Source organism: Dyadobacter psychrophilus, from assembly GCF_900167945.1.
GTDB lineage: Bacteria > Bacteroidota > Bacteroidia > Cytophagales > Spirosomataceae > Dyadobacter > Dyadobacter psychrophilus.
Window position 1 is genome coordinate 356,786 of record NZ_FUZA01000002.1, and the last position, 19,242, is coordinate 376,027.

Genomic DNA, 19,242 nt, shown 5'->3' on the forward strand with positions numbered 1-19,242 from the left:
CACCTATTGAATATGCTTGATAAATGATACTGAAAGGACATCAGATCATAATTTTAAGGCAAGGCCTGAGCTTTCAGGCTATTTTACACGCTCCGTAACCGCTTTTTTCTTCGATTTATATTGAAAACGCATTTCAATATTTTTGTAAGTCCAGGCTGACACAAAGTATATCAGGGCGAAGTTCAGAAAGACCAGATAGGCATAATCTTCCGGTTGAAATTTTAAAATCCGTATAAAAAGCACATTGAAAAGACTCACAAGGAGAGCGTGCGTCATATAAATGGAGTAGGAATACTGTCCAAGTTTATGAAACAATCCCACACGCTTCATACCAGCGGAAATAATGCCCTTTTCAAATGCAAATGTGTAAATGCAGGCAAAAAACAGGACTTCAAAAACGGCGCCCCAGGGTTTCATTGCCTGGCCATTGTAAATGCAGAGTCCTATAAGCGAAAGCGTAAGTAATTCACCCACCGAGAAAATCCAGGACGGCATCGTGCGGACGGATGTATGTGTGTTACTGAAAAAATTGAAGCACAAAACGCCTGTAAAAAAGCCAAGAATCCCTCTCAAAAATCCGTAATCGAAGCTGTAATTGATTTGAAAGCTATGGGAAACGAACCACAGACCGGTCAGCGCGATAAGGATGATCAGCACGTAATACAGGTTTCGCTTTGTGAATTGTCCCGACGAATGAATGAAGACGAGCAGCGATCCAAAAACCACATAAGCGATCATTTCCGCACTGATGGACCAGCTTGGAATGTTCCAGCTTACGTCCCTAACACCCGGAATAGGCGTTGAATTGATGAGAAAAAGGGATGTGAAAAAAGTGTAAAAGTTGTTAGCGGGATTAATCAGGTTGTTCACTTGAATGTAAGGGCTCAATATGTTTTTGGCAATTTCCATTCCTAAAAACGCAATGAGCATGACGAAGTGCAAAGGGTAAACCCGGTAGACTCTTTTGGTTAAAAACAATTTCAGCTGCGGCCCGTCGGAAAGTGATTGATAGCTGTAAGCGATGACAAACCCGCTAAGAACGAAAAAAAAATCAACGAACATATCCGAATTCTCGACAAACCGGTTGTTCAGCAGTGGTGTATTTGCAAACGGGGCAAGGTGAAAGGCAAAAACCAGGGTCGCAAACAGCCCCCGAAAAATATCTAAAACTTCGAACCTGTGTTTCATACTAGTGATTTTTGAGATTAAACAGGCTCACAAAGCGGTTAACCTTGGTTGCAGGATCATACTCATAATAAAATTCATCCGACGCCTTCGTCATGATCAGTAACCCGAAATGTTCGCTGGTGTCGATCAGTAACCCCGGCATTTCTACCCCTTCCAGCTCTTCGATATGGAATTTCGCGCAGTTGCTGTGTTCCGATGTCACGAACAGCGAATCAATGCCGTTGTGATAGATTTGAAATTCGAGCTTGCCGGAAAGCGATTCTATGGGCCACCTAAAAACATTGCCTGTGGCTTGTTCGCGGAGGGATAAGGGATTTCCCTCATCCTGCTTTTCAATCGTCAGCGTATCATTATCCACTTTAATAATCAATGTGCAATATCCGGTGCCCGAATGTTTCACCGCGTTGGTGAGCAATTCGGTAATTACCCATTTTACTTTCGAAAATGTGTCGGGAGATGAGGGCGAGGTTTTTGTCCTTTGCACGACATGTTCCAGGCAAGTATTTATAATGCCAGGAATTTCTTCCCGGTTACTCGTAAAATGAATTCTTATCCGATCCTGCTCCATAAGCTATTTTGATGCCTCCATTGCTTCCCCGAAGTCGTTAAAAATTTTAAAGACTTTATCCATTCTGATCAGCGTCAACAGGTTTTTTACGTCGGGTTTTAGTGAAACAAGATAAATATCAACGTTCCGTGGCATCGCATATTTAAGCGCAACGACCAGACTTCCCAGGAACGAGCTGTCGATATAATTTACATTTTCAAAACTCACCACAATGAGCTTCGCACCATTGGCTACAAGGGTGATCATCTCTTCTTTAAACATTTCTGCATTGGCAAGGCTTGCTTCTTGCGGCAAAATGGTTGCCTGCGTCACATTGTCGGTTTCTTTTACTTGGAGTACCATGAGGGGTTATGTTTTTTCAATAAAAATAATGCTCGCATCGTCCATTTGATTGGAGTCATTGATGCTTTCCAAAACGTGTGTTTTAATGAGGTCAAAGCTTTCCGTATTACCCAGATAAGGAGTGATTTTGGATACAAAAAATGGATAATCACTTTTTTTCGAACCATCGGAAGGAATGTCGATCATGCCGTCTGTAAAAATGACAAGCTGATCACCGGTCTTCATTTGAATAACCTGCTGGTCGTAAAATCCATCTTCCAGCAAGCCCAGTAGCAATCCGGATGAGAGCACGGTGGTTGCCCTGGTGGTTTCGGGCCTGAAACTGATCAGCGGCAGATCGCCCGCACCTGTATAATGCACTTCACCGGTTTCGCTATCAAGTAAAAGCAGCGAAAGGCTGGAAAGAATATTTTGCAGGCTTTCGTCCATGCAGATCAGCTTATTGATCTTCTGGACAATGGTGTCCAGTGTAAAATCATTATCGAGCACACAAAAGCGGATAGCGGCGCGTATGTAGCTCAGAAAGCCAAAAGTGAAGAACCACGCCTTCCACTTTTTACCCATAATATCGCCCAGGAATGCAAAGCAAAAGCGCTGGTCCACTTGCACAAAATCGATAAAATCGCCCCCTGGATATCCCAGATAGCCCTTATGCCAGAAATACACACGAAAGCCGGAGATATCGGGGCTGCGTGTTGGGATTGACTTTACATTAAGCGTTTCAGCCGCGATCTTTAATTCCCGAACGGATCTTACGTGCTCATTTTGAAGCGATTTGATAATGTTGCTCAGCTTGGAAATGATCACCGGAATGGGCGTTTCCTTGTTGATAAAATCAATTGCATACATGCTCAGACCTTCCATTACGAGCGATGCATCGGTAAATGAAGTCAAAAACACAAACGGAATGTCGCTAATGTTGGGATTGAGCAGCACGGCCTGGCGGAAGTCGAAGCCGTTCATCTCGGGCATGTCGTAGTCGGACAGGATCAGGTCCGGGGTTTCTACCAGGAGCAACTCCAGTGCCTCTGTGGCAGATTCGCAGGCTACGCAGCTATATCCGGCTTTGATCAGTGACGCTTCAAAAACCTTGCGGAACATCAGATTATCCTCTACAAGGAGGATTCTTTTTACAGAAGCAGGAGGATCAGAAAATGTGATCATTTTTTGTTGAAGTTTAACACAAACAAAAGTACTCCACCAAAAATGATGAGTAGTGATACCAGATCCATGATTGTCACACCGTCATTGGCATTGAAATAGAAAACTGTAAAAATCTCAAAGCTGGGAGGCGCTGGCATAATGATCATCGCAAAGCCGAAAACAATCAGCAGGATCGCCAGAATGAACATTACAAACTTCTGAATTGCATTTCGTCTTATATAGGAGCTGCTGATTTTGCTGTCAATTTTGTTTTCGGAAAGTAATTTTTCCAACCCTTCCAGAAGTTCTTCCCGTGAAAGGTTATTGTCCTGATCCAGCGCCTGAAATGGAGCAACGGCCTTCGCCTTGAACGCTGAGCGCCTGAATGCTTCTGCAATCTCTTCCTGATATACTTGAGACTGCGCATGGTCTGCGCCGGATAGTTCTATGGTCTCAATTAATTCATCCACTTTTTTCCGGAGCGACACATTTTCGGCAGAGAGTCTGGCAGCATCCGGGATTGGTGAATTTTTTTTTATATCAAGCAGACGCGTAATTTTCACTTTATAAATATCGGATTAGATTTTAGCGATAAAACCGGGGCTGTTAATGGGGCTGCGAACATTTTCTGCATGCAAAATTTACATTTTGTTTAAAGCTATGTTTTAATTGTTAAATTTGAAATAGTTCTACAAATCAATAAAAATATTCCTTCATTTCAGACTGTTTCCCAGTGCCCAGCTCCGATCAAATGAAAAGTGTTTCCATTGTTACTGTAAATTTTAATCAGCCCAAGGTTACAGAAGATTTGCTCAGGTCATTGGATGAAGTGAATACATATCCAAATCTTGAAATTATCGTTGTCGACAACGGCAGCAAACCCAATCCGGTTCCGGAATGGATCCCACGCTATCCCGGGGTCAAATTTGTGAGGTCCGAAAAAAACACCGGATTCGCCGGAGGCAACAACATTGGCATTCAGCACGCCACCGGCGAATATTTATTTCTGATCAATAATGATACAGAAGTAACTGCGGAGCTCATAGGCAAGCTCGTCGCTACCATGGACGCCAACCCGAAAATTGGCATGATTTCTCCCAAAATCCATTATTTCGATCAGCCAGGCATGTTGCAATACACGGGTTACACACCTATGAACTATTACACGGCCCGCAATGCTTGTATCGGGCAATTTGAGCAGGATAGGGGCCAGTATGATTCGCTAAGTGGAGTAACGGGCTATGCGCATGGGGCTGCGATGATGATCCGCCGGGAAGCACTCGAAAAAGCAGGGGTTATGGCCGAGAATTACTTTTTATATTATGAAGAACTGGATTGGTGCGAACGGATCCGAAAAGCGGGTTATGAAATTCATGTGGATCTCTCTGCATTGATTTATCACAAGGAATCTGTTGCGGTAGGCAAACGATCGGCGCTGAAAGAGTTTTTTATGAACCGGAACCGGATATTATTTATTCGTAAGAATGGCTCAGCAGGTCAATTTTTTATTTTTTGCTGCTATTTTATGCTGGCGGTGGTTCCGCGAAACTTGATCCAATACATTAAAAACAAAGAATACAGCTTCATTCCTGTATTTCTGGAAGCAATAACCTGGCATTTCACCAATAAGGCGGATAGCGACAACCTGGGCTATCCCTTGACCCGTTAATTTATGGAATTACTCTTCTGGCTCAGTCTTTTCGTTGTTTTCTACACATTCCTCGGTTATGGTATTGTTTTATATGTTTTGGTCAGGATAAGGAGGGCTGTGAAAGGAAAGCGGCCGGTTCCGTCGCTTGACCAGGATATGCCCACATTAACCCTGATCATTGCCGCATACAATGAGGAGAGCATCATTGAAGAAAAAATCCAGAACACGCTGGCGCTCTCGTATCCGCATGGAAAACTAAGCCTGATCTTTGTCACGGATGGTTCTTCGGACCGCACACCGGAGCTCGTCAGCGCATACAGCCAGATCAAGCTGCTGCACACGCCTGTACGAAGTGGGAAAATCCTGGCTATGCACCGCGCAATGCATGAGGTTGGTACAGAAGTAGTTGTATTCACGGACGCGAATACTTATCTGAACCCGGACGCGCTGCTGCTCATTGCCAGACATTATGCCGATCCAAAAGTAGGAGCCGTTTCAGGTGAGAAGCGCGTAATGCAGGATGCCGTTTCCGACGCGACGGCTGGGGAAGGCTTTTATTGGAAATACGAATCAACACTCAAAAAGTGGGATTCCGAGCTGTATTCCGTTGTGGGCGCGGCAGGAGAGCTTTTCAGCGTGAGACATTCGCTTTACAGGCAAGTGGAACCCGACACGATCCTGGACGATTTTATGATTTCCATGCTCATTGCGCAGCAAGGTTACCGCATCATTTACGAACCAGACGCCTATGCATCCGAACTTTCATCGGAGAACATTAAAGAAGAGTTGAAGAGAAAAGTGCGGATTGCGGCAGGAGGGATTCAATCCATATTAAGGCTAAAAAAACTGCTCAATCCTTTTCATTTTCCCATGTTATCATTTCAATACATTAGCCATAGGGTGCTGCGCTGGACAATTACGCCATTTTTAATGATCCTTGCGTTTGTCCTGAACGTGGCCATTGTTGCCAATTCCGGGAATGTTTTTTACAAACTCATTTTGTTTGCGCAGGTCGCATTTTACGGAGCAGCACTTGCAGGATGGATATTAGAAAAGCGCAAAATCAAAGTGAAGGCCTTATTTGTTCCCTATTATTTCTGCGTGATGAACTATGCCGTGATTGCTGGAATTATTCGGTTTTACAAGGGAAATCAGAGCGCAGCCTGGGACAAATCCAAAAGAAAAAGCGCGTAGCAAATGCCACACGCCCGTTCCTGATGTATTTTTAGTGCTTATTGAATCTGTTTTAATCGCTCTGACTCTTGTTCAATGATCGGAAGCAGCTCATTGAGTTCTGCTGAGATGGTCTGGTACATTGTCATCAGATTCTCGGGTGTTTCATTTTCCTTAATCGCCTTTTCAAGCACTTCTACTTTTGGCCTGATCCAGGTGAGCCCCGCCATTGTGAAAGAGGGTTTCAATCCGTGTACAATACTCGCCGACTCTTTCATGTTTTCTGTATCCAACGCCTTGTGAAGAGAATGCCAGCGGGGAACAGAATCGCTCAAAAATGCATCGAAAATCATGTAAAGTATTACCGGGTCATCTCCATAAACTTGTTCAATGTAAGTGAGATCCAGAGCAGGGTTAAGTTGTAGGTCCATTAAGTAGAAGTTAGAGCTGTCGCAGAGTGAGCGGTTGAGTTTACGAAATATTTTTACAAAAATATAAAATTTTCTTATTGACTCACCGAATCTTTTACTGCCTCTTTTACAGGCTGTTTCGCTTCCTCTTTTGCTTTCTTCTTAAAATATCTGCGGAACAAGAAATTAGACCTGAGCGCCTGCATGTTTTCATCCAGCTTTTCGGTGCTGCTTTCAAGGTTTTGTAATGTTCCCTTTAAGTTGCTCGCAGTGGTTTCGTCATGCAGCAAAACCCCCAGCGGGCTTGTTCTGTTCGAATTAAGGTTTTCACTTGCCGTTTTCAGGTTACTTACCATTCCGTTGGCGGATGTAACGGTCTCGTTCAATCTGCCGATTGTTGTTCTCAGGTCGCGCATGATAACCGTATCCGTAGCAAAATCATTTGCCAGGCCGCCTTTCTGGTTAAGTTTATCGGTAAAACCGGATAATGAAGCCGTCATGGTTTGGGCATTTACAGAGGCTTTTTTGAGAGCAGCCAATGTTTGATCTACATCATTATACAGCCTTTCGTCATTCAAGAGCATCCCCACAGTGCCTTTTCCTTCCAGAATGTTTTTGCTGATTGTTTTAAATGCGCTTGTAATACCCAGCAGGTTTTTATTATTTTCAGACAGGACAGCAAGCATTTCTTCTGTGCTTTCCATTTTTTCAACCACCAGTTCGTCACCGTCTTCAATGGAGGGCACTTTTTGCGTTCCACCGTAAATAACGATGATCTTGTTACCGATCAATCCGTCCGTGCTCACCTTGGCTTTTGCATTTTTCCGGACAAATTCCTGTGACTTTTCCTCGATGTGCAGGATGACTTCAACCTTGGAATTGGACAAAAAACGAATGGTCTTTACCGTCCCGATTTTCACACCGGAATACCAGACATTATTTCCCTGTTTAAGTCCGTTTACGTCATCAAATAACGTTTTTACCGAAATTGTTGAGGAGAATACTTTCTTCATACTTCCTATTGTCAGGATCCCCACAATGAAGATGATTAATCCTATTATAACAAAAAGTCCTACTGTTATGGAGCGTTTTCTGGCTGATGTTTCCATTATTGAATAAAATTATAATCGTAAAAACTTTTGATTCTTTCCTCCTCGGTGTCAAATACTTCTTCGAAAGTGCCTTGTTTGAGGAACTTGCCGTCAAGAAGCATCGCAATCCGGTCGCCTGTTTCTCTTGCACAGGTCAGATCATGGGTGATGATGATAGAACTTGTGTGGTATTTTTCTTTAACCTCGTTGATAAGCTCATTTATTTCCAGACAAGTTATCGGGTCGAGTCCTGCCGTAGGCTCGTCATATAACATGATCTCAGGTTTTAAAATAAGCGTCCGGGCAATCCCGATCCGCTTTCGCTGCCCGCCCGACAATTCGGAAGGGACCTGATTGATGGTTTGCAGCAGGCCAACGGCATCCAAAACATATTCCACCTGCTCATTGATTTCAGCCTTGGAAAGATTTTTAACGTGCCTTACCAGCGGAAATTCAAGGTTTTCACGCACCGTCATACTATCATAAAGTGCGCTGTTCTGAAAAGAAAAGCCGATTTTAAGGCGAATGTCCGTGAGTTCTTTCTGATTCAGTTCCGAAACTTCCCTACCCAGAACATGGCACATGCCGCTATCTTGAGTAAGTAAGCCTGCTATGATCTTAATCAATACAGACTTCCCTGTTCCAGAACGGCCCAGCACCACCACATTTTCGCCCTTATCCACTTTCAGATTTACGCCCTGAAGCACATGAAGATCACCAAAAGATTTGTAAAGATCTCGGATCTCGATAACTGGCTCTTCGTTTTGGTTGATTTCTGCCATTTTATATTCTAAAATAATTCGATACCTGAACAATGATAACCTCCTCGATGAAGATCAGGAACATGGAAATAACGACCGCCGAATTCGCTGCCTTACCCACGCCTTCCGTTCCTTTGCTGGCATTATAACCCTGGTAACAGCCCACAATCCCGATCGTAAATCCATATGCAATGGCTTTTACCAGCGAAGTTCCCACATCCAGGAAGGTGATTTGCTCAAAAGCATTTTCAAAAAACGCCCTGAAACTTGTGCCCTCGTTCAGTGTAACATTAAGAAAGGCACCCATAAGCGCCACGCCTGTACAATAGAACATCAGGATCGGAATGGTGATCGTGGATGCGAGTACACGCGTTACGACCAAAAATTTGAACGGATTAACCGCTGAAACTTCCATGGCATCGATCTGCTCGGTTACGCGCATGGAACCGAGCTCCGCACCAATGCTTGAGCCAACCTTTCCGGCACTGATCAAAGCCGTAACCAACGCTGCCAGGGCGCGGACAATCGCGATCGCGACCAATGATGGAAGCCAGGAAACCGCCCCGAACTCCGCCAGCGACGGACGTGACTGCTTGGTAAAAACCATTCCGGTAATAAACCCGGTAAGGCCGATGAGCAGCAAAGATTTGTTACCGATGGCATAACATTGCTTCACCAGTTCCTGAAATTCCATTCTGCCCCGAAAGGCTTCCCGGAAAAAGCGCAGGAAAAACATGTAACCATTATAAACTGCCAGTAAAGCCGAATCCAGGCCTTTTGTAAAAACTTTTTCCTTTTGATTGGCGCTCATTCAATTGTTATGCAAAGTGGATCAAAGGGTAACTCTTATTGGTATACTTTATTGATTATGAGCCGGTGACGGCAATTGTTCCTGGTTTCTTGCGGCCTGTAATGTACGCTCTTCAAACCATCGCATGCGGTAAGCGTTCATGGCTGTTTTGCCGAGCTGATTCAAAAGCCTGTAATTCACAATGACTCCCACGGCAGCTCCGATGCCCGGAATAAGTTGGGCCATTTTGGCAAGATCAATGTAATCCCTGTATTCCTGTTGGAAGGTTTTCCAGTCGAATTGGTGAATGTCGGTAGGGAGTTCCTTGCTTTTTTCCTGCCATTGAATGATCTGTTCAAACACTTTCTGGCGCTGTTTCTGGCTTGAAAATGTTAGTTGGAAAACATGCAGGATAAAGAGCCGCTCCCGATAATCCTCTGCCGAATGTCCGTATAAGGCTGATATTTCAAATAGCAGCTTCATTTTAATGCCGATCAGGATAGGGAACTCCGCTAATGCGAGCAGGAATCCGCCTGCCCCGGTTATGCCGCCTTCCGCCGCGCCTGCTTTTTTATAAAACTCGATACGCCTCGAAACTTCTCTTTCAATCTCTTCAAGTGAATTTTTGGGGGCGGGAAGCGAAGTTGTAAATTCGGCCCCAGTCAGAACGGCCCGCGTCATTTGCTTGATCGTGGCAGTGATAACGTCGTGAACCTTATCCGGGATTATATTATTGATCTTGTCCTGAACCGCTTTGGATGTCCTGTCTACCAGATTTGGCCGCTTTTGCATCTTTTGCTGCCATTTATGCAATTCAGGCGTTATTTTTTCCTCATATGTCTGGTAAAGCATATTCAAACAAAAGATTAATGTTAAGATAGAAGGGAAGCATTGCTTCGGGTAATCCTGCCATCAGTGTTACAAAAATCATTCCAAACATGCCGGAAACAGAATTTCGGCTGTTTTGTAACGTAACATCAAGTGCTAATCTGTATCCTTATTAATCTTTTCTTCTGCAAGCTCTTTCTCTTCCTGATCGGCCTCAGGCTCTTCCTGTTCCATATCCGCCTGCTTTTCGTATTGGAGCGAGATTAAAATAGGAAAGTGGTCGGAATTGAAATTTTCGAGCCTTTTCAGGCTTATCAGCTTAAAATCCGTTGTGCAAAAAACGTGGTCTAGGGGAAATCGCAGAAAAGGATATTTAGCGTGAAATGTATTGAAAAAACCCCGGCCCTTACGTGGGTCCAGCAAGCCGCTGATTTTAGTAAATAAATTTGTGGTATATGACCAGGCCACATCATTAAGGTCTCCTACTACGATGGTTGGCACATTATTGCCTTTTACTTCTTTTGCAACCAGCAGCAATTCCTTGTCCCGCTCGGTAGAATACATATTTTCACCCGGGACTGGCGGGGTAGGGTGTACGCAGTACAGCTGGATCAATTTTCCCGAAGCCAGTTTTACCTGTGTTTTAATGGAAGGTATCTCTTCGTCAACCAGATACCGGATTTCCGAATTGACCAATTCCAGCTTTGAGTACAACAACATCCCATATGTATTTTCCAACGGCACCAGGACCTGATGTGGATAGGTTTCCTGTAATTTCTTTGTTCCCTCATCCCAATACTGATCCGTTTCCAACAGCAAAATCAGGTCCGGACCATGTTTTTCGAGCATTGCCAAACATCCCGCGCAGTTTTTGTTGTCCTGAAAAACATTGGATGAAATAATGCTGATTTGGTTGGCCTCATCCTTGACCGAGGCTTTTAAGAGTGTCTTTTTTGCAAAAAAGGTGAATGGAAAGATCTGGTAAACCAGGTAAATGACATTGGCTGAGATTACTGCCGTAAAAATTTTCTCAAATGTGCCGCTAATCTCAAATAGCGAGGCATATAAGATGACGATAAGCAGGTTCAGGAAGAGCTTTTGAAGCCTGGGATACTCGAAAACCCGAAATGCCCAGAAGTCATGGCGGATGAGCGGAATGATGGAAAAGAGGACGATGATCCCGCCGAAAATTTCCAGTGCGTATTTAAAAGAGAGCATTTGTGGGTGCAAAAATTTTGCTAAATATCGTTTTTAATTTTGCACAAACAAATTGTTCTAATCACAATGAATATCAGGCCTGCCTAACGGACAAGCACTTTTTTCGACCAGGTTTTATCGCCTGTCTTTAATCTGAGGAAATGATAGCCCTCCGAATTTTCCGGGATGCGGACAGAAGTGTCGGAGCCTTGTGAAACGGGTTCATCGCTAACTGTCTGGCCATTAGAATTTAGCAGCGATAGTGTTCCCTTCACCGGCTTTTTAATCTGTACCGTCATTTGCTGTCCTCTTTGAACAGGGTTAGGAAATACGGTAAACATGGCGTCCTCATCCTTCTCAACGCCGGTCACAATGACGGTTTCAATTTCAGTATAGCCGTAATCCGCTGTTTCAGAAAGCTTACTAGCTCCTTTCAATCTGAAATATGCTATTTTCGATTTGCTGGCATCTTTGTCAATGTACGCGTAAGTTGCGCTGTCGAGTTGTGCAACGGGCATGTATTCGGTTTCGCCTTCCAGTTTCCTTTCAAGCATATATTCTGAAACGCCGGGCACTTTTTTCCACGTCAGTTTGACATCACCGCTGGGCTCCAATTGAGCCGCCAGCTCGGGAACGGGCAGAATTTCGCCTATCGGAACTTTAAAGAATGTAAAGGCGCGCATACCCATCGCGTTTTTAATGAACGGGCCATTTAGCGGGTAATAAGGCCCATTTTCCGGTGTATACATCGGCATGAGGTCCATTGTGGTAGCTTGCTGAGGAGCTCTCAAATCGAGGATAATCCGATTTCCTTCCACCTTGGCTGACGTCACCGAGCCAGATTCACCATTGAAGTAGAAAAAGTCCTTCATATCCAGCGTAACCTGCCCATTAGGCTTATAAGGTTCGGGATATACAAGCTCCTGGCCTTCATCAAACACGAGGATAACCTGCTTTTTCTCAGCCGTTTTATAAAAAATCTTCCTGATGTTGGGTGAGTTAATATTGGCGGTGTCTTTTAATCCGTAAAAATCCCTGGCGATGAGTCGCGATAATTCCACGCCTCCTTGCTTGTTACCCTCTTTTCCGTAGTGCAAACCGTCAAATTCTTTGGTTCCTACCGTCGCCAGTGAGCGGAGGTCCGGGTAAATCTCGGGAAGTCTGCGCTGGTAATCCCTTACTTCGGCCCCTACGGGTGAAGGATAATAGATCACATCGATCTGGAAAACGTATATTTTGCCCAGATTGGCAAGATCTTGTTTTAGATTTTTCCTCAAAAGCTCAAAATTTCCTGGCCAATTTCCGCCCTCATGGTAAGCTTCGCTTTCACCCTGACGAAAGATATAGGCCTTCACCGAGCTGGCCAAACCGCCTTTTTGAAGCCTGTAAAGCATCCGGCCATAACCGTTATGCAAATCAGCCGGGTTGCTCTCGGTCCTTTGCGCGTGTGCAGCGGCCGACGACCAGTGAAAACCGGCATTTATGAGGCAATTGGGGACACCGGATTGCTGGATAAGCTGTTTCTGAATTTCCAGTCCCATTGTCCCAACGCCGTTGTTATATGGATGCTGATTGGAAAATGCCCACAATGTGTCGGCGGGATCGTAAGCGCCTGTATTGAGATCAGCAGTAATTTTTCCAAAGGTGCGGCAAAAAAGGCTGGTGTCGCTTTCGGTGAAAAAGCCGGTCGAATTGGATTGTCCTGAAACAATGTACACGTCTCCGGCAACCACATTCTTTCGTTCGACGATCAATGTCGAATCAGTGCCTTTACAGAGATATACTTTGAAATTGTAATTGGCCAGCTCAGCTTTGATCCTTGTCTCCGTAGAAAATGAGCCAACGCCCTTATCATATTTGAGGTCTGCACGCAGGTATTTTTGCACCGCATTATTTCTCAAAACCTGAATAGACAAATAATTGTAACCCGCCGTTTCTACGATGCCGGAAATAGGAATGGTTGCCTCACTTTGCGCATTCCGGGGATAAAGCTGTGAATCCTGGGGGAGCCTGCTGAAAACGACGGGTGCAATGCGCTGGGCATCTGCAATGTTGTTTAAAAATATTAGCCCAAAAAGCAGGAAGAGTTGAAATCTGAAATGGCCTAGCTTACTAAGAATTCTTAATGATAGAAATTGGAATTTCACAGGCAACTGACTTTTGAGTTGGGATCCAACAAATATAATCAGTTGCGCTGTGCATTAGTAACTTGAAGTCGATTTATTGATCACCTTTTTCTTATTTCAAAGTGACTGGCCCAACGCCTTCTTTGGTGATTTTGACGGGGTTAATCTCGCCTTTATCATTAAAAGTCATGATGTCAATGCATGTTTCGCGGTGGTTGCCGTCAGTCTCGGTCAAAGGGCGTCTGTGGTAAACAATGAAGTATTGATCCTTGCCGGGAACCTGTATAACTGAATGATGTCCTGCTCCTCTTGCCACCTCGGGGTCTTGTTGTAAAATTTTACCAACCCGTTTGAACGGACCGAAAGGAGAATCGGCAATGGCATATGCAACCGAATAGTTAGGGCCTGTCCAGCCACCTTCCGACCACATAAAATAATATTTTCCATTTCTGATGAACATAAAGGGACCTTCTACGTAGTTCTCCGGCGTTATTTCGCGGAAGATGGTGCCATCTTCGAAGGGAACGAAGCCAGTAAAATCTTTATTAAGCTTGGCGACATTGCAATGTTTCCAGCCGCCGTAGAACAAATAATGCTGACCGTCTTTGTCTTTGAAAACAAATTGATCTATCGGCTGTGCGCCGTTGTGAAATTTATCAATCAATGGTTTTCCCAGATGGTCTTTGAAAGGTCCTTCCGGGCTATCAGAAACGGCAACGCCTATGCCGCCTTTTTCCTGATCGTTCTGAATGTCGTTGGCACCGAAAAAGAGATAATATTTCTTGTCTTTCTCAATGATTGAAGGCGCCCAAACAGCGCGTTTTGCCCATTTTATGGCAGCCGTGTCGAGAATAGCCGGATGCTTTTTCCAGGTGATCAAATCTTCCGAAGAAAAGGCATCCAGAAAAACCTGCTTTTCGTAAGGGGCTGAAAATGTAGGGTAAATGTAAAACCGTTTGTTAAAAATAATGCCTTCGGGATCGGCATACCAGCCTGGAAAGACGGGATTGCCAGAAGTTTTCTGAATGGTTTGAGCAAATGAGCTCAGGCTGCAAAGCAGCAGCGCAATGGATACAATCGATGTTTTCATTTTAGGACGATACAAGAAAAGAATTGGGCTAAGTTCTGAATTTTTGCCCAATTAATAGGTCTCTCCTGCGCCGCCGCCGCCAAAATTTCCGCCGCCAAATTCAACATTATTGCCTTCAACCGGCGTCTGACCCAAGTGTTGCGCTACCAATATGGCTTCCAGATTGGCCAGTTTTCGCTTCCCTTCCTGCTCGTCTGATATGCCGTGTTTGGGTGTATGAAGATATTTTATCAAAGCAGCAGAAAGAATGATCATAAACATTCCGGCGATAGCAAGCTCCTGAGCGGGGGTAAACGGACTGAAATAATGTCTGTAAGTGTATACGGACAACGCAAAGGCGAGCAGGCCCAGGATCAGTAAAATCCGGTCTTTTTTTCTCAAACCAAAAAATATGTAAACGATCGGAATGCTGAGCGTGAAGAGATAAAAAAGCGGGGCAAAGGGGATTTGCGGCGCAAATGGAAGGTTGAGATCATTCAATAAAGCATTGCCCTCGCGAACAATAAGATAATTTCCGCCCAGGTAGAAAGTCGTCAGCGATAAAACCTCTATCAGTTTAGTGCACCTTTCATAGTATGTGCTTTTATCTTTTCTTACAAGCAAATAAATCACAGCAGAAAGAGCCATCACTGCAAAAGGAAGGATTGCTTTACCGATTGGAAATTTCATCATTAGGTTGCCTAACAAGCATATCAATAGGAAAAAAGCGCTCGCAGCTGTAACCATATCCGCATAACGCAGCGTGGCCGTGAAGGCAACGGCAAACAGGATGATGCAATATTGCCAAACTTCCAGATTATCAAATAGCGAAACAAACGGAACCACTGCGGCGCCCATTGCAGCATATAGCAGCGCATTATCCACGCCGGAATGATACAGGCCGTTATTTTTAATTAATAGTTCGAGGAAAAAAATAAATCCCGCCATGCAAATCAGGCTGATGATCGAAATGTTTTCACCAGCACCATTGCCTATCAGAAAAAGCGATACAAAGCCAGAAGCGAAGGAACAGGCAATGAGCGTGAAAATGAAGAGGCCGATTTTGACAAAAATACCGGGTCTGTAAAATTTTTGCGGGAACGCCTTCCTGGCATTTTCAAGTTGTTCCTGCGAAATCAGTTTCTTTTCAAACCAATGATCCGCGGTATTGAGAATATGCAGATTATCAATCCAGGTTTCGTTATAGGCTTTTTTCATTTTTTGATCCCTAAGAATTTTTTGAAATGGAGCAGGAAATAAACCACGCCGACACTGGTGAACATAAAATAAAATGTCCCGAAAGTGAAAGAAGCGTCGTCCGATTCTATGTTGGAAAAAATAAGATAAGTAATGATGATATAACCATACACAACGCCCATCAGCAGAAAAAGCAATGATTGTGCAAAGCGGGCACGTTGGACAAAAAATACGGATAAAGCGATTCCCGCGACGATATAGATGAATTGCGCTTTGTCGCTGAAAATGCCCGTCATCGCTGCAAGCACTGCAAGGTTACCGCCCAGGAAAATGTATGTAAAAGAAAAGTGCTTTTTTATATTCTGCTTTTCTGATGCCCATCCTGCAATGCTTAACATTATGCCCAGAATCACAGCGGTTCCAAGCAACCTGTCTTCTGTAAAATCATTTTCAGAAAGAATGGAAAGCGGTGCAACTGTTAGGCCGAGCCAGGAAGCAAGCCCGGTAATGGCCATGGAAAGCACACCCTTATGATCGAAACGGTAAGCGCAAAAAAAGAAAATAATGGTGGGTATGAGAACCGCCACACCATACCGCGTTCCGAAAGCATTATATTGGAATTGCGAATAACCTTCCAGGATCAGGAAAGTGGTGCAGCCGAGCAGAAGAACGTAATCGGTAAGCTTTTTTGGATTTTTTACTTCCAGATTGCTGTATGGAAGGGCGTGCTTGTAAGTGTAAAAGAAGCACCAGGCTGTAAGTGCGGCAATAAGTGCGATAATGACCTGATGGCCAATGGTGTCGATGTTTTCATAAATAATGACTCCAATGCCCGAGCCAAAGAGGACAATGCCCAAATAAAGAATAGAGCGTAATTCCCAGTGCAGCGAAAATGGCTTATCTTCTTCGTAATCAGCTATTAATGAAGCTTGCTCGTCGGAAATGATCGCCTTACCGACGAAGGATTTGAGAATGGTTTGTATATTCATTCAGATGGAAAGAGGGGTGAGTAAAAGTTAGCAATTATAGATAAAATGCTAGCGAATTCTGCGCTTACTTATCCAACGGAGCGTCCGGCTTATAAAGCGGTTTTAATCAGAATCTCAGTATGAAATCCTCTTTAACCTGCTCTTTTCGGAAAAACACCAGTCCTATCCAGAACAAATCCACGGTCAGTGTTACCTGCGGGTGTTTTTTTATAAATTCCCAAGCCTGGGTCATTTCATCAGACCAATAAACATCGTCAAAAATAAAGACAGAATCATTGTGCATGTAGGGGAGGCAGTCCTCGAAATATCTCACCGTAGGTTCGTAACGGTGATTGGCGTCAAAATACGCGAAATCAAGCTTAGGACTTAGTTTGGCAAGCGTTTCCGGCAATGTCTTGTCAATGTTGCCAAGGATTACTTCAATGTTATCAGCGTTTAGTTTTTTGAAATTTTGTTGTGCAATTTCAGCGGTTGCCGGGCAGCCTTCAAATGTCAGAATGTTAGCATCCGGTTTTGCTTTTGATAAATACAATGTCGTCAGTCCCAGAGAAGTGCCCAGTTCAAGAATGGTTGTCGGCTGGAATCTTTGCACCAGCCGGTTGAAAAGCTTTCCGAATTTTTCGGGCTTTTCTGCATTCTTCGCAATGGTGCCTATTTTCCTGAGGTTCGATTTATTGATCCGGGAGCCCGCGCCCAGATCCAGAATGTTGATTTGTTCGTTGGATGCCAGCAGTTCCTTGCGCAGCTTTTTTAAACTCGCATAATGCGGATTTGTATCCTTTTTTGTGGCAATTACCTGAGTATAAAGGTCAAATAAAAAGGGGGAATGGATCGAATGCTCGTTTCCGGAGCGAAGCAAATACTTTAAATAGGCTGCAATCAATGGTAGGGTATTTAGGAAACCGACTAACTAGGGCCGGTTAAATCAGTTCATTCTATATGGTGCGACGAGGGAAAACGCGGGGATAATCACGCGGAACTGCCTGCCGTCCAGCACACGCTCCATCAAATACGTCCCGGCCATTTTACCAAGATCCGTGCGCAGGTTGCATCCAGAAACGTAATCGTGCACATCTCCCGGTTCCAGGATCGGCTGTAAGCCTACAATGCCGGCCCCTTCCACTTCTCTTACGGTTCCGTTTGCATCATAGATGAGCCAATGCCTTCTCAAAAGCTTAACTGTATGTTCGCTGTGATTTTCGATCAGGATCTTATATGTAAACACGAAATGATCCTGGCCCGGGTTGGAATAGTCGGGCTGATATTCGGTTAATACGGTGACTTTCACACCATCTGTCACTTTGGAAACCATATGGATGAGGGTGTTGGGCGTTTTGCGTTGGTAAGGGGAAACAGCCTTGGGCTGACTTGCATCACTTCTGCTAAAACGAAAATAACAATCAATTCCTGATAAAACCAAAACAAAATCATATAATTTGGTTTCGGAATTAAAAACAATGAGATGGATGTAAAAATAGAGCAATCGTGGAAGAAACGCCTGGAACCGGAATTTGAGAAACCATATTTCACCGAGCTCACGAACTTCGTAAGAGCGGAATATAACACCAAGCAGATTTTTCCGCCAGCCAAGCAAATTTTCAATGCATTCAACTATTGCAGTTTCGACGACTGCAAAGTTGTGATACTCGGACAGGACCCCTATCATGGGCTGGGACAGGCAAATGGCCTGTGCTTTTCGGTGAATGATGGTGTCCGCATGCCGCCTTCGCTGATCAACATTTTCAAGGAAATCCAGAATGACCTGGGTAAACCTGTTCCCAAAACCGGTAACCTGGAAAGATGGGCGAAGCAGGGTGTCTTATTACTGAATGCTACATTAACCGTTGAGAGCGGAAAAGCGGGATCACATCAGAATAAAGGCTGGGAGCGATTCACCGATGCAGTTGTCAAATGTGTGTCCGACGAAAAGAAGAACGTTGTTTTTATGCTTTGGGGGCGTTATGCCCAGGATAAAGGCAGCATTATCAAAGAGAAAGATCATTATGTGCTCAAATCCAAACATCCTTCGCCTATGTCAGCGAATGGCGGTGGCTGGTTTGGGAATAATCATTTTAGTAAGGCAAATACTTTTCTGGAAAGCAAAGGATTGGAGCCAATCAACTGGTAGGAACAAAAAAAAGAGTCGGGATGCCCGGCTCTTTTTAAGATTTTCACTCCTATTACTATTGTAAATTACTTTTCAATGTTGGAGTTCATCTCCAATACATTGTCCCAATTTCCTTCGTTAGCCTTCACAAACTGCTTGCGGTCGGCATTGGCTGCATATTGCGCTGCACCTTCTTTTGTTCTGAATGTCAGATAATGGATCACATCAAACTGATTTTCACTTCCTTCCGCCTTCTGAACATGTCCGGCTGAATAAGCAACCACATCTTTCACTGCGTTTTTCATCGAAGCAAAATCGCGTAAATGTTTTTCAACGTCTTCATTGGTTGTTCCTTGCTTAAACTTAATACAAACTACGCGCTGGATTTCAGCCGGTTTGTGAGGAACATATGCGCCATAAATGACAAGCATAAAAACGCATAATGCAAAAACGGGTATTAAGTATCCTAATGTTTTATTTCTAGTTCTCATTATTTCAAAATCTGATAAGTCTTTCTAAGTTTTTCTTAATACAAAGATAAAACATTAATTATTAATTGTATTATTTATATATAAAATATAACTTATTTTGATTTTAGCATCAATAACCAAA

At 43.9% G+C, this 19,242-nt stretch carries 21 protein-coding genes; 3 read left to right on the forward strand and 18 right to left on the reverse strand.

Annotation, left to right across the window (positions count from 1 at the left end; translation table 11 throughout):
* Positions 1–78: 78 nt before the first annotated feature.
* Genes B5X68_RS08540 through B5X68_RS08560 form a run of 5 tightly spaced genes read right to left on the reverse strand, consistent with a single transcriptional unit; the run spans position 79 to position 3,804 of the window.
* Positions 79–1,188, reverse strand: coding sequence for an acyltransferase family protein (locus tag B5X68_RS08540; protein ID WP_082214280.1), 1,110 nt, complete (start codon positions 1,186–1,188; stop codon positions 79–81).
* A gap of 1 nt (position 1,189) precedes the next feature.
* Complete coding sequence (locus B5X68_RS08545) at positions 1,190–1,756, reverse strand: ATP-binding protein (protein ID WP_082214281.1); 567 nt, start codon at positions 1,754–1,756, stop codon at positions 1,190–1,192.
* A 3-nt stretch (positions 1,757–1,759) separates the two neighbouring features.
* Positions 1,760–2,098 (reverse strand): STAS domain-containing protein, encoded by a 339-nt coding sequence (locus tag B5X68_RS08550; protein WP_082214282.1) that lies wholly within the window; start codon positions 2,096–2,098, stop codon positions 1,760–1,762.
* Between the two features lie 6 nt (positions 2,099–2,104).
* Positions 2,105–3,262 (reverse strand): response regulator, encoded by a 1,158-nt coding sequence (locus B5X68_RS08555; RefSeq protein ID WP_082214283.1) that lies wholly within the window; start codon positions 3,260–3,262, stop codon positions 2,105–2,107.
* Complete coding sequence (locus B5X68_RS08560) at positions 3,259–3,804, reverse strand: hypothetical protein (protein ID WP_082214284.1); 546 nt, start codon at positions 3,802–3,804, stop codon at positions 3,259–3,261. Before B5X68_RS08560 ends, B5X68_RS08555 begins: the two co-directional genes overlap by 4 nt.
* Positions 3,805–3,992: 188 nt before the next feature.
* Here B5X68_RS08560 and B5X68_RS08565 point away from each other — a divergent pair, with 188 nt between their 5' ends.
* Both B5X68_RS08565 and B5X68_RS08570 read left to right on the forward strand, forming a co-directional pair.
* Positions 3,993–4,910 (forward strand): glycosyltransferase family 2 protein, encoded by a 918-nt coding sequence (locus B5X68_RS08565; protein WP_082214285.1) that lies wholly within the window; start codon positions 3,993–3,995, stop codon positions 4,908–4,910.
* 3 nt (positions 4,911–4,913) lie between these two features.
* A complete protein-coding gene (locus B5X68_RS08570) occupies positions 4,914–6,086 on the forward strand; it encodes a glycosyltransferase family 2 protein (protein ID WP_082214286.1) in 1,173 nt (390 codons plus the stop codon).
* A 38-nt stretch (positions 6,087–6,124) separates the two neighbouring features.
* On the opposite strand, the gene B5X68_RS08575 is transcribed toward B5X68_RS08570, so the two are convergent.
* From B5X68_RS08575 to apaG, 12 genes are all read right to left on the reverse strand, one after another.
* Positions 6,125–6,496, reverse strand: a complete 372-nt coding sequence (locus B5X68_RS08575; RefSeq protein ID WP_082214287.1) for an Hpt domain-containing protein — start codon at positions 6,494–6,496, stop codon at positions 6,125–6,127.
* 74 nt (positions 6,497–6,570) lie between these two features.
* A complete protein-coding gene (locus B5X68_RS08580; RefSeq protein WP_082214288.1) occupies positions 6,571–7,584 on the reverse strand; it encodes an MlaD family protein in 1,014 nt (337 codons plus the stop codon).
* Positions 7,584–8,348, reverse strand: coding sequence for an ABC transporter ATP-binding protein (locus B5X68_RS08585; RefSeq protein ID WP_082214289.1), 765 nt, complete (start codon positions 8,346–8,348; stop codon positions 7,584–7,586). The genes B5X68_RS08580 and B5X68_RS08585 overlap by 1 nt, the downstream gene beginning before the upstream one ends.
* A 1-nt stretch (position 8,349) precedes the next feature.
* Positions 8,350–9,138, reverse strand: a complete 789-nt coding sequence (locus B5X68_RS08590; protein WP_082214290.1) for an MlaE family ABC transporter permease — start codon at positions 9,136–9,138, stop codon at positions 8,350–8,352.
* A gap of 48 nt (positions 9,139–9,186) precedes the next feature.
* Positions 9,187–9,969 (reverse strand): EcsC family protein, encoded by a 783-nt coding sequence (locus B5X68_RS08595; protein ID WP_082214291.1) that lies wholly within the window; start codon positions 9,967–9,969, stop codon positions 9,187–9,189.
* A 132-nt stretch (positions 9,970–10,101) separates the two neighbouring features.
* Positions 10,102–11,163, reverse strand: coding sequence for an endonuclease/exonuclease/phosphatase family protein (locus B5X68_RS08600; protein WP_082214292.1), 1,062 nt, complete (start codon positions 11,161–11,163; stop codon positions 10,102–10,104).
* An 83-nt stretch (positions 11,164–11,246) separates the two neighbouring features.
* The gene (locus B5X68_RS08605; protein WP_141110242.1) at positions 11,247–13,289 is read right to left on the reverse strand and encodes a sialate O-acetylesterase; all 2,043 of its coding nucleotides are present in this window, start codon (positions 13,287–13,289) and stop codon (positions 11,247–11,249) included.
* Positions 13,290–13,380: 91 nt separating this feature from the next.
* The gene (locus tag B5X68_RS08610) at positions 13,381–14,358 is read right to left on the reverse strand and encodes a glycoside hydrolase family 43 protein (RefSeq protein WP_082214294.1); all 978 of its coding nucleotides are present in this window, start codon (positions 14,356–14,358) and stop codon (positions 13,381–13,383) included.
* Between the two features lie 51 nt (positions 14,359–14,409).
* Complete coding sequence (locus tag B5X68_RS08615; RefSeq protein ID WP_082214295.1) at positions 14,410–15,555, reverse strand: hypothetical protein; 1,146 nt, start codon at positions 15,553–15,555, stop codon at positions 14,410–14,412.
* Complete coding sequence (locus B5X68_RS08620; RefSeq protein WP_082214296.1) at positions 15,552–16,523, reverse strand: DUF2157 domain-containing protein; 972 nt, start codon at positions 16,521–16,523, stop codon at positions 15,552–15,554. The genes B5X68_RS08615 and B5X68_RS08620 overlap by 4 nt, the downstream gene beginning before the upstream one ends.
* A 106-nt stretch (positions 16,524–16,629) precedes the next feature.
* The gene (locus B5X68_RS08625) at positions 16,630–17,406 is read right to left on the reverse strand and encodes an O-methyltransferase (protein ID WP_082214297.1); all 777 of its coding nucleotides are present in this window, start codon (positions 17,404–17,406) and stop codon (positions 16,630–16,632) included.
* A gap of 42 nt (positions 17,407–17,448) precedes the next feature.
* Positions 17,449–17,835, reverse strand: a complete 387-nt coding sequence (apaG, locus tag B5X68_RS08630; RefSeq protein ID WP_082215275.1) for a Co2+/Mg2+ efflux facilitator ApaG/CorD — start codon at positions 17,833–17,835, stop codon at positions 17,449–17,451.
* A 150-nt stretch (positions 17,836–17,985) separates the two neighbouring features.
* On the opposite strand from apaG, the gene ung reads away from it, so the two are divergent.
* Positions 17,986–18,651 (forward strand): uracil-DNA glycosylase, encoded by a 666-nt coding sequence (gene ung, locus B5X68_RS08635; protein ID WP_082214298.1) that lies wholly within the window; start codon positions 17,986–17,988, stop codon positions 18,649–18,651.
* A gap of 65 nt (positions 18,652–18,716) precedes the next feature.
* Here ung and B5X68_RS08640 read toward each other — a convergent pair whose 3' ends face one another.
* On the reverse strand, positions 18,717–19,121 hold the full coding sequence (locus B5X68_RS08640; RefSeq protein WP_229208340.1) for a Dabb family protein: 405 nt from the start codon (positions 19,119–19,121) through the stop codon (positions 18,717–18,719).
* Positions 19,122–19,242 lie beyond the last annotated feature (121 nt).